Source organism: Alistipes finegoldii DSM 17242, assembly GCF_000265365.1.
Classification (GTDB): domain Bacteria; phylum Bacteroidota; class Bacteroidia; order Bacteroidales; family Rikenellaceae; genus Alistipes; species Alistipes finegoldii.
The window spans coordinates 1,647,907-1,664,470 of the sequence record NC_018011.1; the positions used below are offsets into that span (position 1 = coordinate 1,647,907).

At 56.7% G+C, this 16,564-nt stretch carries 11 protein-coding genes; 6 read left to right on the forward strand and 5 right to left on the reverse strand.

The window, feature by feature from the left end; translation table 11 throughout:
• The first annotated feature begins 52 nt into the window (after positions 1-52).
• From pheS to mnmG, 5 genes are all read left to right on the forward strand, one after another.
• The gene (gene pheS, locus ALFI_RS07265; protein WP_014775345.1) at positions 53-1,078 is read left to right on the forward strand and encodes a phenylalanine--tRNA ligase subunit alpha; all 1,026 of its coding nucleotides are present in this window, start codon (positions 53-55) and stop codon (positions 1,076-1,078) included.
• A gap of 11 nt (positions 1,079-1,089) precedes the next feature.
• On the forward strand, positions 1,090-2,874 hold the full coding sequence (locus tag ALFI_RS07270; protein WP_014775346.1) for a tetratricopeptide repeat protein: 1,785 nt from the start codon (positions 1,090-1,092) through the stop codon (positions 2,872-2,874).
• 13 nt (positions 2,875-2,887) lie between these two features.
• Positions 2,888-4,015, forward strand: coding sequence for a murein hydrolase activator EnvC family protein (locus ALFI_RS07275; protein ID WP_014775347.1), 1,128 nt, complete (start codon positions 2,888-2,890; stop codon positions 4,013-4,015).
• Positions 4,016-4,231: 216 nt separating this feature from the next.
• On the forward strand, positions 4,232-4,663 hold the full coding sequence (gene ybeY / locus ALFI_RS07280; protein ID WP_009598419.1) for an rRNA maturation RNase YbeY: 432 nt from the start codon (positions 4,232-4,234) through the stop codon (positions 4,661-4,663).
• 87 nt (positions 4,664-4,750) lie between these two features.
• Positions 4,751-6,634 carry a tRNA uridine-5-carboxymethylaminomethyl(34) synthesis enzyme MnmG gene (gene mnmG, locus ALFI_RS07285; protein WP_009598461.1) on the forward strand — a complete coding sequence of 628 codons (1,884 nt, stop codon included), beginning with the start codon at positions 4,751-4,753 and terminating at the stop codon, positions 6,632-6,634.
• Positions 6,635-6,783: 149 nt separating this feature from the next.
• Here the strand turns inward: mnmG and ALFI_RS07290 are convergent, their stop codons facing one another.
• The 5 genes from ALFI_RS07290 to ALFI_RS07310 all read right to left on the reverse strand — a co-directional run bounded on the left by ALFI_RS07290 (position 6,784) and on the right by ALFI_RS07310 (position 14,513).
• Positions 6,784-7,797, reverse strand: coding sequence for a branched-chain amino acid aminotransferase (locus ALFI_RS07290; protein ID WP_014775348.1), 1,014 nt, complete (start codon positions 7,795-7,797; stop codon positions 6,784-6,786).
• Positions 7,798-7,825: 28 nt separating this feature from the next.
• Positions 7,826-9,868, reverse strand: a complete 2,043-nt coding sequence (gene metG, locus ALFI_RS07295; RefSeq protein WP_014775349.1) for a methionine--tRNA ligase — start codon at positions 9,866-9,868, stop codon at positions 7,826-7,828.
• 149 nt (positions 9,869-10,017) lie between these two features.
• A complete protein-coding gene (locus ALFI_RS07300; protein ID WP_014775350.1) occupies positions 10,018-12,132 on the reverse strand; it encodes a S46 family peptidase in 2,115 nt (704 codons plus the stop codon).
• A gap of 9 nt (positions 12,133-12,141) precedes the next feature.
• Positions 12,142-13,083, reverse strand: coding sequence for a quinolinate synthase NadA (nadA, locus tag ALFI_RS07305; RefSeq protein WP_014775351.1), 942 nt, complete (start codon positions 13,081-13,083; stop codon positions 12,142-12,144).
• A gap of 377 nt (positions 13,084-13,460) precedes the next feature.
• Positions 13,461-14,513, reverse strand: a complete 1,053-nt coding sequence (locus ALFI_RS07310) for an Mrp/NBP35 family ATP-binding protein (protein WP_009598444.1) — start codon at positions 14,511-14,513, stop codon at positions 13,461-13,463.
• A gap of 176 nt (positions 14,514-14,689) precedes the next feature.
• On the opposite strand from ALFI_RS07310, the gene sppA reads away from it, so the two are divergent.
• Positions 14,690-16,468, forward strand: coding sequence for a signal peptide peptidase SppA (sppA, locus tag ALFI_RS07315; protein WP_014775352.1), 1,779 nt, complete (start codon positions 14,690-14,692; stop codon positions 16,466-16,468).
• The last annotated feature ends 96 nt before the right edge of the window (positions 16,469-16,564 follow it).

The following is a 16,564-nucleotide window of genomic DNA, read 5'->3' on the forward strand; positions in this document are numbered from 1 at the left end:
TTGCACGTTATACGAGTGGTAAAAGTAGGGAAAAAGCGTAAACAAACAAAATATGACCGACAAAATCAATGAACTCCTCCGACGTGTCGAAGAGTTTAACCCCAAGGCAGCGGCCGAGATCGAGGAATTCCGCATCAAAATCCTCGGCAAGAAAGGCGAACTGAACGCCCTGATGGAAGATTTCAAAACGGTGGCTCCGGAACTCAAACGCGAGCTAGGCCAGCAGCTCAACAAACTCAAAACCACGGCGCTCGACCGCATCAACAGCCTGCGCGAACAGCTGCAGGACGCAGCCTCCGACGACGGCGCCGCAACCGAAGACATGACCCGCCCCGGTTCGGCCGAACAACTCGGTTCGCGCCATCCGATTTCGCTGGTCAAGAACCAGATCGTCGAGGTCTTCTCGCGGCTGGGCTACACCGTCGCCGACGGTCCCGAAATCGAGGACGACTGGCACGTCTTCTCGGCGCTCAACTTCCCGCCCGAACACCCGGCGCGCGACATGCAGGACACCTTCTTCATCGAGAAGAATCCCGACATCCTGCTGCGCACGCACACCTCGTCGATTCAGGTGCGCACCATGGAGCACCAGAAGCCGCCCATCCGCGTCATCTGCCCCGGCCGCGTCTTCCGCAACGAAGCCATCTCCTACCGCGCGCACTGCATCTTCCACCAGATCGAAGGACTCTACATCGACGAAGGAGTCTCGTTCGCCGACATGAAGCAGTCGCTGCTCTACTTCGCCAAGGAGGTCTTCGGCGAACAGACCGTCATCCGCATGCGTCCCTCGTACTTCCCCTTCACCGAGCCTTCGGCCGAGGTGGACGTGTCGTGCAACCTCTGCGGCGGCAAGGGCTGTCCGGTCTGCAAGGGCACGGGCTGGCTCGAAATCATGGGCTGCGGCATGGTCGATCCCAACGTACTGAAAGCAAACAACATAGACCCCGAAAAATATTCGGGATTCGCCTTCGGCATGGGTATTGAGCGCATCGCAATGCTCAAATACGGCGTGAAGGACCTGCGTCTCTATTTCGAAAACGACGTGCGGTTCCTCCACCAGTTCGACACGGCACTCTAAAACCGCGATCCATGAAGCGTCTGACAGCGACAACGGCACTCTGCGTACTCTTCTGCACGGCTTTCGCCGCGGGGAAGGGTCCCGCCGCGACCGTACCCGGCAGTTACCCCGATTCGCTGCGCAGCGTCTGGCTCTATACCGAGGGCATCAAACAGAATACCATTTTTCACGATACGGTCCGGGCGCGGGAATATCTCACCGAGGCGATCCGCGCCGATTCGACCTACGCGCCGGCTTATTACGAAATGGCGACCAACGGCATGTACTCCACGCCCGACGAGGCGGTGGAGCTGGCCCGCCGCGCCTACCGGCTCGACACGACGAACAAATGGTATCACCAGTTCCTCGGACAGGCCCTGATCTTCGCCCAGCGTTACCCCGAAGCCCTCGGCGTCTACAAGCGCCTGCGCGCCGCAGATCCGCAGAACCCCGACAACTACCGGCTTCTGGCGGCGCTCTACGAGCAGGTCCAGCAGCCCTATTCGGCCATCGCCACGCTCGACTCGGCGGAACTCCGCTTCGGGCGCATCCCGATGCTGAGCGCGATGAAACGCCAACTGCTGATCTCCACGCGGCAGCTGGACAAAGCCGTCGACGAAGCCAAGGCCATGGTCGAAGCCGCTCCCTACGAAGCGCAGCACCATGTGGTGCTGGCCGACCTCTATGCGATTCTGAACAAGGACTCGCTGGCCATGGCGGAGTACGACCGTGCCATGCAGATCGACTCGACCGACGTCGCCACGCTGATGTCGCTGGCCGACTACTACAACGGCCGCCGCGATTACCGGTCGGTACTCAACGTCACCCAGCGGCTCTTCGACTCGGACCAGATGCCGCTCGACGCCAAGATCAAACGCTTCGAGCAGCTCACCTCCGACATGCGGTTCTACCGCGAATACTACATCCAGCTCAACGCGCTGGCCTCGACGCTGGCCGTGCGCTATCCGCAGGACCGGCGCGTGGTGGAACTCTACGCCAAGCACCTGATCGCCTCAGGCGAACTGGAGCAGGCGCTGGCGCTCTACAAACTCCACCTCGACGACCAGCCGCCCGTCGAAAGCTACTACCGGTCGGTGATCGACATCGAGAGCTATCTCCAGCATCCCGACTCGGCGGCCCTCTACATCAACCGGGCGCTGGAGCTTTTCCCCGGAGAGATCGACTTCCAGCTCTCGAAAGGCCACGTGCTGAATTACACCAAAGAGTACGACAAAGCGATAAAAGCCTATCAGCAGTCGCTCCGTTACGCCCGCACCGATTCGCTGCGCGGCGCGATCTGGGGGCTGATCGGCGACACATGGCACCAGAAAGCCGCGGCGGGGGAGTCCGGCGACGAAGAGGATTTCGTGCTCATCAGCCGCAAGGGTTCGTTCCGTTCGGCCATGAAGCAGTGCTACAAAGCCTATGACAGGAGCCTGCGCTACGATCCCGACAACGCCATGGTGCTGAACAACTACGCCTATTTCCTCTCGCTTGAGGAGCGCGATCTGGAAAAGGCGCTCGCCATGGCCAGCCGCGCCACGGCCCTCACGGACAACAACCCCACCTACCTCGACACCCACGCTTGGGTGCTCTTCAAACTGGGACGTGTGGACGAAGCCCGGAAAATCATGCAGCAGGCCGTCGCCCTCGACGCACAGGAAAGCGCCGCGCTGCTGGTCCACTACGGCGACATACTGAAGGCGCTGGGCGAGAATTTCATGGCCGAGATATACTGGCGCAAAGCCCTCGAAAAGGGCTACGACGCCGGGCGCATCGAACGCCGGATAACGGAAAGCAAAGCGAAAAAAGAGTAACCCTGCAAATGCGATGAAGCCGACGAAAAGCTGCATACTGACCCTTTTCCTGCTGTTCGCCGCCCTTGCGCCCTCCGCTCAGGCCGACCGCAAGATCGAACAGCAGAAGCGGGTTATCGCGGCACTGGAGCAGAAAATCGCCGCCGAGGAGCGGGAGATTTCGAAGCTCAAGGAGGGCCGCGCCGCCACCGAGGAGCGCATACGGCGTCTGGCACGCCAGATAGATTCGCGGAACCAGCTGCTCGAAGAGACCGAGAAGCAGGCCCGCCTGCTGCGCGGGGAGATCGACCGCACGGACAGCGTCGCCGGAGACCTCGGCAGATCGCTGGACCGCAACCGTACCCAATACGCCGAAATGGTGCGCGAAGCCTATCGCAACTACCGGCACAACAATTATCTGACCTATATCTTCTCGTCGCGCGACTTCGCCGACATGGCCCGCAAGCTCACCAACCTGCGGGAAGTGGCGTCGATGCGCGAACGCAAACTGCAGGACATCGCGGCGCTCTCGAAGCAGGTCGCCGAGGAGAAGGAGCTGCTCGACCGCCGCAAACGGTCGCTCGACTCGGTAACGCTCAAACTGAAAGCCCAGAAACAGAAGCTCGAACGCGACGCCCGCAACGCCCGCACCAGCATCCGGCAGCTCTCCCAGAAGGAGAAAACGGCCCTCCAGCGCAAAATATCGCAGGAGCAGCAGCTCGACGTGGCCATCGGCGAACTGCGCAAACTGACCAAGGGCAACAAGGAGGGCGATTCGTTCTCGACCAAGACCACGGGCCTGCGGCTCCCCGTCACGGCGGGCCGCGTGAAGCGCTACAAGGAGAACATGGCCGAAATCACGGGTCCCAAGGGGGCGCACGTCATTTCGATCTATGACGGCAAGGTCGTGGACGTCAAGCGCAACCGCATAACCAACAAATACGACGTTTACGTGGCTCACGGCGAATATATAACCTCCTATGCCAACATGGGGTCGATCTGCGTCGAGAAGGGCCAGAAAGTAGCCAGAAACGCACAGTTGGGCACCATAGGTTCGGCGGTGAACATCATGACCATGGAAACGGAGTACAAACTCGTCTTCGGCATCTATCCGCCGAATCCGGGCCAGAAGCTCCGTGCCGAGAACTGTTTCAAAAAATAACATGAGGACGACATGCGACGGTGCGGTTTCCCGAAACCTGCTGCCGGCATCCGCAGGCAGACACCCGATTCCGGCAGTGGCCGGATCTCCGTCCAGCACCGGAAATCCGTGTCCCCAACGCCGAAAATCTCCGTCCAGCGCCGGAAATCCGCGTCCTCAGCAGCGAAACACCCCGGACGAAGGAGGAAGGACGTAAAATCTGAAAAATACGAAAAAATGGCTGTCAAATATTATACGGACGATTGCAGCTACCGGCTGCCCCAAAAACGGCTGACCGCGGAGTGGCTCCGCCGGGTCGCCGAAGCGGAAGGGTATGAACTGGGCGATGTGAGTTATATCTTCTGTTCGGCGCAGCGGCTGCTGGAGATGAACCGCCAGTACTTGGGGCACGACTATTTCACCGACGTCATCACGTTCGACTACAGCGACCGCAAAGGCGCCCGCGTGATTTCGGGCGACATCTTCATCGACGTCGAAACCGTCGCCGACAACGCCCGGCTGTACGGATTCTCGACGCTTCAGGAGATGCGCAGGGTAGTGGTCCACGGCGTACTGCACCTCTGCGGTCAGGGCGACAAAACCCCCCGCACCAACGCGCAGATGCACCGCAAAGAGGACAAATACCTGAAGTTCTGGGAGGAGCAATAACAGCCGTCTTTTGCGTGCGATTCCGGCAGGGCAGGGCCGAAAAAACGCCCCCAGCCGGAGAACCAAACAAGAATTGAGAACAGAGCAATGATTTTAGAATACGATATTATCGTCATCGGCGGCGGACACGCCGGATGCGAAGCGGCCTCGGCCGCCGCGCGTCTCGGCTCGCGCACGCTGCTGCTTACGATGGATATGACCAAAATGGCCTCGATGTCCTGCAACCCGGCAGTCGGCGGAGTCGCCAAAGGTCAGATTGTCAGAGAGATAGACGCTTTGGGCGGACAAATGGGCCGCATCACGGACCTCACGACCATCCAGTTCCGGATGCTCAACCGTTCGAAGGGCGCCGCCATGTGGAGTCCGCGCGCCCAGTGCGACAAATCGCGCTTCTCGGCCCAATGGCGGCACACGCTCGAAAACACCGTGAACCTCTACATCTGGCAGGATGCGGCGACGGAGCTCCTCTTCGACACCGCCGGGGTCAAACCCCGCATAAAGGGAGTAAGGACCCAAATGGGCATCGAGTTCGCCTGCCGCGCCGTCGTGCTGACTTCGGGAACCTTTCTCGGAGGAATGATGCACTGCGGCACTTCGCACGCCGAAGGGGGCAGGGCGGGGGATGCCGCTTCGCACGGAATCACGGAATCCCTGCGCGCCATAGGATTCGAAACGGGACGCATGAAAACAGGCACTCCGGCGCGTCTCGACGCACGCACGATCGACTTCGAATCGCTCGAACCGCAATACGGCGACGAAAATCCGGACAAGTTCTCTTTTTCACCTGATACACAACCTGTTAAGCATCAACTGCCTTGTTTTCTGGTCTACACTTCGGCCGAGGTGCACGACCTGCTGCGCACCGGTTTCGACCGTTCGCCTCTGTTCAACGGAACGATCAAAGGAATAGGTCCCCGCTACTGTCCCAGCATCGAAGACAAGCTCCGGACCTTTGCCGACAAGGATCAGCACCAGCTCTTTCTGGAGCCCGAAGGCGAGTCGACCAACGAATATTATCTCAACGGATTTTCATCGTCGCTGCCTTGGGACATACAGTGGGAAGCGCTGCACAAAATCCGGGGATTCGAAGATTTGCACATATTCCGCCCCGGTTACGCCATCGAATACGACTATTTTCCGCCTACGCAACTGCACCATTCGCTCGAAACGAAACTCGTTTCCGGCTTGTATTTCGCAGGTCAGGTCAACGGAACGACCGGATACGAAGAGGCCGCGGCGCAGGGACTCATAGCCGGAATCAACGCACACCGGGCGCTGAAAGGGGAAGAAGCCGTGGTATTGCAGCGCGACGAAGCCTACATCGGAGTACTGATCGACGATCTCGTTACCAAAGGCGTGGACGAACCCTACCGCATGTTTACCTCGCGTGCCGAATACCGCATTTTGCTCCGGCAGGACAATGCGGATCTCAGACTTACTCCGATCGGATATAAAATAGGGCTGATTTCACAAAAAAGATACGCCCATTTCACCGAAAAAAAAGCATCCGTAGAATCGCTTATTTCCTTCGCCCGCCGGCAGAGCATCAAAGCAGCCGAAATTAACGACTATTTAGAATCGGTAAATTCGGAACCTTTAACTCAGGGAAGGAAGCTATACGACATACTGATGCGCAATAATGTTACGTTCGAATCCCTCTCGGAAGCACTTCTAAAACTCCGAAAATTCATCTCGGACAACAACATTTCAGCCGAAGCAATCGAAGAAGCCGAAATTCAAATAAAATACAAAGGCTATATAGAACGTGAAAAATTCATCGCAGAAAAGCTTCACAGACTCGAAAACATTCGCATTCCCGAAGATTTCGACTTTCATTCGATGAACTCGCTGACGATAGAAGCCCGTCAGAAACTGACCCGGATACGCCCGGCAACAATAGGGCAGGCGTCCCGGATTCCGGGAGTTTCCCCGGCTGACGTCAATGTATTGTTGGTGAAATTCGGAAGATAAAACCAAAAGTGCTCAACACAGTTCCACGTGGAGCAATTTAGTGAACACAAACCCCTATATGATCACAAACCACAACACATAGTTCCACGTGGAACAAACTTAAAAGGCCGCTCGAATGAGCGGCCTTTTTGATTCAAATAAAGAGAATATCACTCTACAATTGTACACCAATTATACTTATCCTCGGCACGACCGTATTGAATATCCTGAAGACGTGTGTAAAGTTCCATACAAACCTTACCTACTTCAGTGCCATATTCATAAATATCATTCGTCTGCATATCGAAAATCTTCCCGATAGGGGAGATAACAGCCGCCGTTCCGCAGCCGCCGCACTCCTCGAAGGTAGGAAGCTCCTCTACAGGAATCAGACGGTCTTCGACCTCAAGCCCCATATCTCGCGCCAACTGCCGCAGACTCTTGTTGGTGATGGAAGGCAATACAGAAGAGGATTTTGGCGTAATATATTTACCCTCCTTAATACCGAAGAAATTGCAGGCTCCGCACTCTTCGATGTACTTATGCTCTGCGGCATCGAGATACATGATATTCGAATAGCCCAATTTATGGCCGTTTTCACCCGACAGCAGGCTGGAAGCATAGTTGCCGCCGACCTTCACGTCGCCTGTTCCACGTGGAGCAGCGCGGTCCTGTTCACGGTCTATGGCAACGGAGATAGGCTTGATGCCGTCTTTGAAATAAGCACCCACGGGAGAGCAATAAACGATCAGCAAAGCATCCTTGGCAGGTTTGACCCCCAATCCGGCAGTCGTACCGAACATAACGGGACGCAGATAGAGTGATGCGCCGGTACCATAGGGAGGAATATATTTTTCGTTACGTTTAACCACTTCGACGCAGGCCTTGACGATCATTTCGATCGTCGGGACGGGAAGGCAAAGACGTTCCGCCGAAGACTGCAACCGCTTGGCGTTCTCCTCTACACGGAAAAGACGGACTTTCCCATCGACGCCCCGAAAGGCTTTCAGCCCTTCGAACAGCTCGATACCGTAATGCAGACACGACGCCGACATGTGTATCTTGATATACTCGTCGCCCGTGACCTCCATCTCACTCCATTTGCCGTCCGTATAATAATAGCGAACGTTTGCGTCGGTCTTGCGATAATCGAATCCCAAGGCACCCCAATCCATATTTTCCATTATAATAAGTTTTAAAGGTTTTACAACATTATCCCACGACGGCGCCGCTGTTCGTCGCCTCATTCGGGCTCAGCAGACGCAGTTTTCCGGAGGCATCCTCGGCCATCAGAATCATACCGCGCGACAAAATCCCCTTCAATTCGCGGGGTTGCAGATTGACCAACACGAGCACCTGACGTCCGACCAACTCCTCAGGCGTGAAGTATTCGGCGATTCCTGATACTATTTCACGCTGATCTATACCCGTATCGACCGTCAATTTCAACAGTTTCTTCGTTTTCGCCACCTTTTCGGCCGCAAGAATCGTCGAAACTCGGATATCCATTTTCTGAAAATCGTCGAAACTTATCGCATCTTTCTGAGGTTCAACCTGTTGCGCTGCCTCAGCCGCTGCGTTGGCCTCTTTGGTCGCCGCAAGTTTGTCCAGCTGGCGCTGAATCACGTCGTCTTCGATTTTCTCGAACAGCAAAACCGGTTCCCCGATCTTATGCCCGGCGGCAATCAGATCCATCGTCCCCAACTGTTCCCATCCGAATTTCTCGACAGAGAGCATCTTCAGTATCTTCGCGGCGGAGAAGGGCATGAAAGGTTCGATCGCAATGGCCGTATTGGCCGTGATCTGCAACGCGATGTTGAGAATCGTCCCGACACGTTGGGGATCGGTCTTGACGACTTTCCACGGCTCGGTATCCGCAAGGTACTTGTTACCGATGCGGGCGATATTCATGGCGTCTTTCAGCGCTTCGCGGAAATGGTAATGTTCGATATTGGACTCCAGCGACGCCTTCACCGCAGCCACCTCGCCGACAGTCTGGCGGTCATAGTCATTCAGTTCGCCGCAGGCCGGAACTTCCCCGTCGTAATATTTCCGGGTCAGCACCAGCGCGCGATTCACGAAATTGCCCAGAACGGCAACCAGCTCGTTGTTGTTGCGGGCCTGAAAATCCTTCCACGTAAAGTCGTTGTCCTTGGTTTCAGGCGCATTGGCGCAGAGTACGTAACGAAGCACATCCTCCTTGCCCGGAAACTCTTCGAGGTATTCGTGCAACCACACGGCCCAGTTGCGCGAGGTCGAAATCTTGTCGCCTTCGAGATTCAGGAACTCATTCGCCGGCACGTTTTCGGGCAGGATATAGCCGCCGTGCGCCTTGAGCATCGACGGGAAGACGATGCAGTGGAAAACGATATTGTCTTTGCCGATAAAATGAACCATCTTGGTGTCCTCCGACTTCCAATAGGTCTCCCAATCGGGTGTAAGGTCCTTTGTAGCAGATATATAACCGATCGGAGCGTCGAACCAGACATAAAGCACCTTCCCTTCGGCGCCCTCCACCGGTACGGGAATGCCCCAATCGAGGTCGCGGCTTACGGCACGGGGCTGCAAACCTCCGTCCAGCCAGCTCTTGCACTGTCCGTAAACATTGCTTTTCCACTCTTTGTGCCCTTCGAGAATCCACTCGCGCAGGAATCCTTCGTACTGATCCAGCGGCAGATACCAGTGTTTCGTCTCACGCTTCACGGGCACGGAACCCGACACGGCGCTGTGCGGATCGATCAACTCGTCGGGCGAGAGGGTAGAGCCGCACTTCTCGCACTGGTCGCCGTAAGCGCGGTCGTTGCCGCATTTGGGACAGGTGCCGACGATATAACGGTCTGCGAGGAACGTCTGCGTCTCCTCGTCGTAATACTGCATCGAAGTCTGCTCGATGAACTTCCCCTCGTCGTACAACTTGCGGAAAAATTCCGAAGCGGTCTTGGCATGCGTCGCCGACGAAGTCCGCGAATAGATGTCGAACGACATTCCCAGCCCCTCGAACGACTTTTTGATCATATTGTGGTAACGGTCCACGATCTGCTGCGGCGTCACCCCCTCCTTGCGGGCCTTGATGGTGATTGGCACGCCGTGTTCATCGCTTCCGCAGACCGAAATCACGTCGCGGCCCCTGAGCCGCAGGTAACGGGTATAAATGTCCGAAGGTATGTAAACTCCCGCCAGATGGCCGATATGCACCGGACCGTTGGCATAGGGAAGAGCCGAGGTAACGAGATAACGCTTGAATTCTTTTGCCATAAAAACAGATACAGTATTACTAATTTCTGTCAAAATTAGTAATTTTTAGGCTAAAAAAAAGCAAAGCGCCATTATTTGTTTACAGATGGTAATAAACAAAAACCGGAACCTGAAATCAGGCCCCGGTTCAACGGTCGATTCCGCTTCGGTCAGTCGATCTCCAACTCGTCGATCAGCCATTTCGCGCCGGCGAACTTGTCGATGACGAAGAGCACGTAGCGGACATCCACGGCGATCGTGCGCTGCAGCTGCGGCTCGAAAGCCACGTCGCCCGACATCGCTTCCCAGTTGCCGTCGAACGCCAGACCGATCAGCTCGCCCTTGGCGTTCATCACCGGCGAACCCGAATTGCCGCCCGTAATATCGCAGTCGGCCAAAAAGGCCACCGGAAGTTCGCCCTCGGCGTTGGCATAACGTCCGAAATCCTTCGCGGCGTACAGCTCCTTGAGCTTGTCGGGAACCGTAAACTCCGTAGGATTCTTGGGATCTTCCTTCTCCATCACGCCCTTGAGCGTCGTATAATAGTTGTAGCGAATACCGTCCGCCGGATCGTAGGGCAGAACGCGGCCGTAAGTCAGGCGGATCGTAAAGTTCGCATCCGAAGCCCACGCCTTGTCGGGCTGCATGCGCATCAGACCGGCGATGTAGAGACGGTGCCCGTCCTTGAACCTGCGGTTATTCTCCCGCTGGGCATCCGCCAGTTCGAGCAGTTTCGCATCGAGCGAACGCACGAATACGACCGCCGGATCGGCATCGCGTTTTCCCACCGAAAAATCATCCACGAAGGCCAGCGTGCCTTCCTCGGTGGCGAAAACCGAGTTATCGTACAGATAATCGACATAAGCATCCGTATCGCCGCCGAACCGCTTGTCGATCACTTCGGCGAACACCGTCGGAAGGTCTCCGCATTTCTCCTTGACGATCTGCATCATGCGCTTGGCTACACGTCGGTCCGTCGCCGGGTTGTAATCCTTGTAGAAAGCCCTCATGGCCTCCTTCGAACGCGCCTGATCGGTGATCTTCTCCACGGCGAGGAACGAACGCGCCGGCGTCAGGATCTCCACGGCCCGGTAAAGCGCCTCCCTGAGCACCTGCTCGGCCGCAAAAGCGGAAGCGTTGCCTTCCACCGCTTCGCGGATGCGGTCCAGCGCATCCATATAGCCTTCGGTCGGCAGCGTATTGGCTTCGGCCCATTTCCGGAAAGCCGCCTCCTGCGCCTCTTTCTGCGCCTTGACGTTCAGTTTGCGGATACCGCGCGACATGCCGATCGAATTCTTCCAGTAATTCGACGACTGGGCGTATTTCGAAGCGTACTGAATCCGCACCTTGTCGCTTGCGGCCATATCCTCCTTGAGAATGGCCTGACGCTCGCCGCGGATGAAGATGCGCTGCGGATTCTCGATATCCAGCATGCGGTCGATCTCGAACGAAGTCATGTAACGCGACGTCGAACCGGGGAAACCCATGATCATCGCGAAGTCTCCCTCCTTGTATCCGTCCACCGAAACCTTCAGAAACTTGTCGGCCTTGTAAGGGCGGTTTTCGGGCGCGTAATCGGCCGGCTTGTTGTCGGGTCCGGCATAGACGCGAAAGACCGAGAAATCGCCCGTATGACGCGGCCACATCCAGTTGTCGGTGTCTCCGCCGAACTTGCCGATCGAAGTGGGGGGAGTTCCCACCAGACGCACGTCGCTGAAAACCTCGATCACGAAGGCGAAAAACTGGTTTCCGCCGAAGAAATCCTTCACCAGCACCTCCATGCCGGGATAGTCCTGCGCAATGCGGCTGCGCACGGCCGCCGCATGTTCGGCCACGATGCGCGCCCGCTCTTCGCCCGAAGCCACGTCGGGCACATATCCCAGAATGTCGGAAGTGACGTCCGAAATCTTGCGGATAAAACGCACCTTGAGTCCCGGAGCCGGGATCTCCTCTTCGCGCGACATGGCCCAGAAACCGTTTTTCAGGTAGTCGTGTTCGACGGACGACAGCGCCTGAATCGAACCGTAGCCGCAGTGGTGGTTGGTAAACAGCAGGCCGTCGGCCGAAACGATCTCGCCCGTACATCCGGGACCGAAGATCACGATGGCGTCCTTGAGCGAGGATTTGTTGACGCTGTAAATCTCCTCGGCCGAAAGCTTGCACCCGCGGGCCTTCATCTCCTTGATATTCATTTTCTGAAGGTAGGGCAGCAGCCACATTCCCTCGTCGGCCGCAGCGGTCAAAGAGGCGCACGCCGCGGCGATCAGTAAAAAGAGTTTCTTCATACAGGATTGTTATTTGATATTTATCATGTTCAGGATCGAACGCTCGGCCCTGCGCCGCACCTCTTCGTCGAGCACGATTTCGGGCGATTCGTTTTCGAGACACGCGCAGATGTTTTCGAGCGTCACCATCTTCATGTACTTGCAGTCGTTGCATCCGCAGGTCTCGTCGTCGGGGGGTGCCGGAATAAACGTCTTGCCGGGGTAACGCTTCTTCATCTCGGCGAGGATGCCCGATTCGGTTACCACGATGAACTCGTCGGCGCCGCTGCGGCCGCAGTAGTCGAGGATCGCCGCCGTAGACCCCACGAAGTCGGCCACTTCGACGATATAGGCCCGGCATTCGGGATGCACGACGACCTTGGCGGCCGGATGCTCCTTTTTGAGCTGCAGCAGCTTCTCCAGCGAAAATTCCTCGTGTACATGACATGCGCCGTCCCACAACACGATATTCTCGCGTCCCGTCAGCTTTTTGATATACCCTCCCAGATTGCGGTCGGGCGCGAAGATGATCGGTCGGTCGGCCGGGATCGACTGCACGACCTTCAGCGCATTGGACGAAGTGCAGCAGATATCGGTCAGGGCCTTGACGCCGACCGTGGTATTGACGTACGAAACGACCGTATGGCCGGGATATTTCGCCTTGAAGGCCGCAAAATCCTTCTCATCGCACGACTCGGCCAGCGAACATCCCGCTTCGGGGCAGGGAATCAGCACTTTCTTGTCGGGGCAGAGCACCTTGGCGGTCTCGGCCATGAAGTGCACGCCGGCGAACAGGATGATGTCGGCGTCTACCGACTGCGCCTTGACCGAGAGGGCCAGCGAGTCGCCCAGAAAGTCGGCCGCCTCCTGCACTTCGGGCGTGGTGTAGTAATGGGCCAGTATGACGGCGCGCTTGCGGCGCTTGAGTTCGTCGATCCGGCGGCGGATCTCCGCGGAGTTATTGATCTTCATTTTTTATTTTTACTATTTATTAATTTTAAATAAAGATATAAGAATAGAAATAATAGCTGTTGATACTGTTCACAAGTTCCCCCGCGATTTTTCTCTCAACATTTTCTCCTCTTCTTTTTCTTCCGTTTTTATTTCAATAATTTGATTGTCAATCCATAAAAATAATAATCGACAATTGTTCACAACTGTTTTCAACATTTCGACAGTCCTTTTTTGTGAACATTTCGTTGCTCTTTTGGGAGTCGGCCGCTGACTATAATTCGGCAAAACTTTTTTTGGTTTCGGCGAAAACTTGTATATACCCTCCCTGTTTCGGGATTTGCAACTCTTCGGGGCCGGAAGTTTTCATTATTTATCGTCGGTTATCAACAGGGTTTCTAACACGATTTCATCACCTTTTCGACAGTCTTTTCGGCGATTTCGCGGTACCATTTTTCGACCCTCGGATCGATGCCCGCCGCAGGGCGTCCCTCGTCGGAACCCTCCATGATGGACTGTACGATGGGTATTTCGCCCAGAAAATCCACGCCGTTCTCTTCGGCGTAACGGCGCGCGCCGCCTTTCCCGAAGATATAGTACCGGTTTTCGGGCAGTTCTTCGGGCGTGAACCACGCCATGTTTTCTATCACGCCCGCTACCGGGATGTTTACGTTTTCATTGCGGAACATCTCCACACCGCGTACCACGTCGGCGACCGCCACCTGCTGGGGCGTCGAGACGATCACCGCGGCGTCGATTTTCAGTTCGCCTATAATAGAGAGGTGTACGTCGCCCGTTCCGGGGGGCAGGTCCGCGAGCAGGAAATCGAGCGTTCCCCACTTGGTCTGGTGGATCATCTGCTTGAGGGCGCTGACCGCCATGGCGCCGCGCCACAAAAGGGCGTCGGTCGGTTTGATGAAGAATCCGATCGACATCAGCCGTATGTCCATCGACTCGGCCGGAACGATGCGGTCCGTTCCCTCCTCCTGCACCGCATCGGGCAGGTACCCCTCCACGCCGAACATCTTGGGCTGCGAGGGACCGTAAATATCGGCGTCGAGAATTCCGACGCGGTAACCCATGTTGCGCAGTGCGACGGCGAGGTTGGCTGTCACGGTGGACTTGCCTACCCCGCCTTTGCCCGACGCCACGGCGATCACTTTGGCGATGCCGCCGGTGGTCGTCTTGAGCTTGGGTTCGGGGCGCGGCGCGGCGCCGCCCTCCTTGATGACGACCATGACGTTTTGCTGCGGGAATTCACGCCGGAGAATCTCCTCGGCTTGGTTTTTGATTTTCACCGCGAACGGGTCGCGGGCCTTGGCGAAACGGAGTACGACGGTGATCTTGCCGGCTCCGGAGGCGATATGCTCGATAAAGCCGCTGCCGACGATGTCCTGTCCCGTTTCGGGATGGACGACGGACGTCAGCAGATGTCTGATTTTTTCTTCCATGATTCGTGTTGTGACTACAATCGCAAAGATAACGTATATTTTGCAGAATAAATATAGCAGGGCCTATTATTTTATCGAAAAACGATAAATTTTATTTGTTTTTCGTAAAATTTCCTTATATTTGCAAAGTAAATCCGGACGCGGAACGAAACAGGACAAACAATAAACGATACGTTATGAATTTTATCAAGACTTTTCTGGCTGCGATCCTCGCCTTCGTCGTGGGGTCGTTTCTGGTATTTTTTCTCTGGATATTCATTCTGCTGGGCATAGCCGGCTCGATGGAGAAGACGGTGGCCGTGCATGCGGAGTCGATCCTCAAGATCGACTTTTCGGATGTGCTGACCGACGCTCCGTCGAGCGATCCCTTCGCCGGGATCGACTTCGCCACGCTGCGCTCCACGCGCCAGCTTCCGCTGATGAAGGCTCTGCGCGCGCTCGAAGCCGCCAAGGACGACAGCCGCATCAAGGGCATTTACCTGCGCATGAACGGCAACGGCGGCGTGATGGGCGCGGCCCTGCTGGAAGAGCTGCGCGAAGCGGTCGTCGATTTTAAGCAGAGCGGCAAATTCGTCGTCGCTTACGACGAGACCTATTCGCAGGGGAAATATTACCTCGCTTCGGCGGCCGACAAAATCTACATGCAGCCCGAAGGCGCCATGGACTGGTCGGGTCTCGCGTTCAACCTGATGTTCTACAAGGGCCTGCTCGACAAACTCGACATCAAGGCCGAAGTCTTCCGCCCCACGGCCTGCAAATACAAGAGCGCCGTCGAGCCGTATATCCTTCCCAAAATGTCGGACGCCAACCGCGAGCAGATGCAGGCGCTCGTGAATTCGATGTGGAACACCATCGCCGGCTCGGTCGCCGAAGCCCGCGGCATCGACCTGAAGGAGCTGAACCGCATTACCGACAAACTGGAGGTTTCGCTGCCTGAGGATGCCCTCGAACACGGCTTCGTGGACAGCCTGATCTACGAGGATCAGATGAAGGACGTATTCGCCGAACTGGGCGTAGCGTCCGATTCCGACGGAGAGTATAATTTCATCACGCTGGGCGAATACGCTTCGCAGGTAGGCGCCGACCTCAAAAACATCTCGGCCGATCAGGTGGCCGTCGTCTATGCCGACGGCGCGATCGTCGACGGCGAAGGCTTCGGAAAGGAGATTTACGGCAATACGCTGGCTGCGACGCTGGCCGGCGTGCGCGACGACGAGAAGGTCAAGGCCGTGGTGCTGCGCGTGAACTCCCCCGGCGGCAGTGCACTGGCTTCGGACGTCATCTGGCGCGAAATGGAGCTGCTGAAAGCCGAGAAACCGGTGGTCGTTTCGATGGGCTCCTATGCCGCCAGCGGAGGTTATTACATTTCGTGTCCCGCCGACGTCATCGTGGCCGACAAACTGACCCTTACGGGTTCGATCGGTGTCTTCGGCATGTACCTCAACACCATCGACGCCTTTAAAAACAAGCTGGGAATCACGTTCGACGCCGTGAAGAGCAACACCTCGGCCGGTATGGGGGCGACCTCGCCGCTGACCGCCGCCGAACGGGCTTCGATCATGCGCGGCGTGGACAAGGTCTATGAGACCTTCACGACCCATGTAGCCGAAGGGCGCAACCTGCCGGTCGAGAAGGTGCTCGACATCGCCGGGGGCCGCGTCTGGTCGGGCGAAGATGCGCTCGGCATCGGTCTGATCGACACCTACGGAGGTCTGAAAACGGCCATCGCCATCGCCGTGGACAAGGCCGGTCTGGGCGACAGCTACCGGGTGACCGAGGTGATCGAGGAGCCGACGGGATTCGCCGCCTTCATCGCGTCGCTCAACATCAGCGTCCGCGAGGCCATGACCCGTTCGGAACTGGGACTGCTGATGAAGGAGTACAAGCAGGTGCAGGAGGCTACCAAACAGCAGGGAGTCGTCATGTACTACCCCTATAAGCTGGAGCTGCGTTGAGACCGCACCGCAAACCGATGGACTGAACCTGCGCGGACGCTGTCCCGCAAGCCGATACGAAAAGCGGCCCCCGTGCGGGGCCCGCTTTCTATTTTG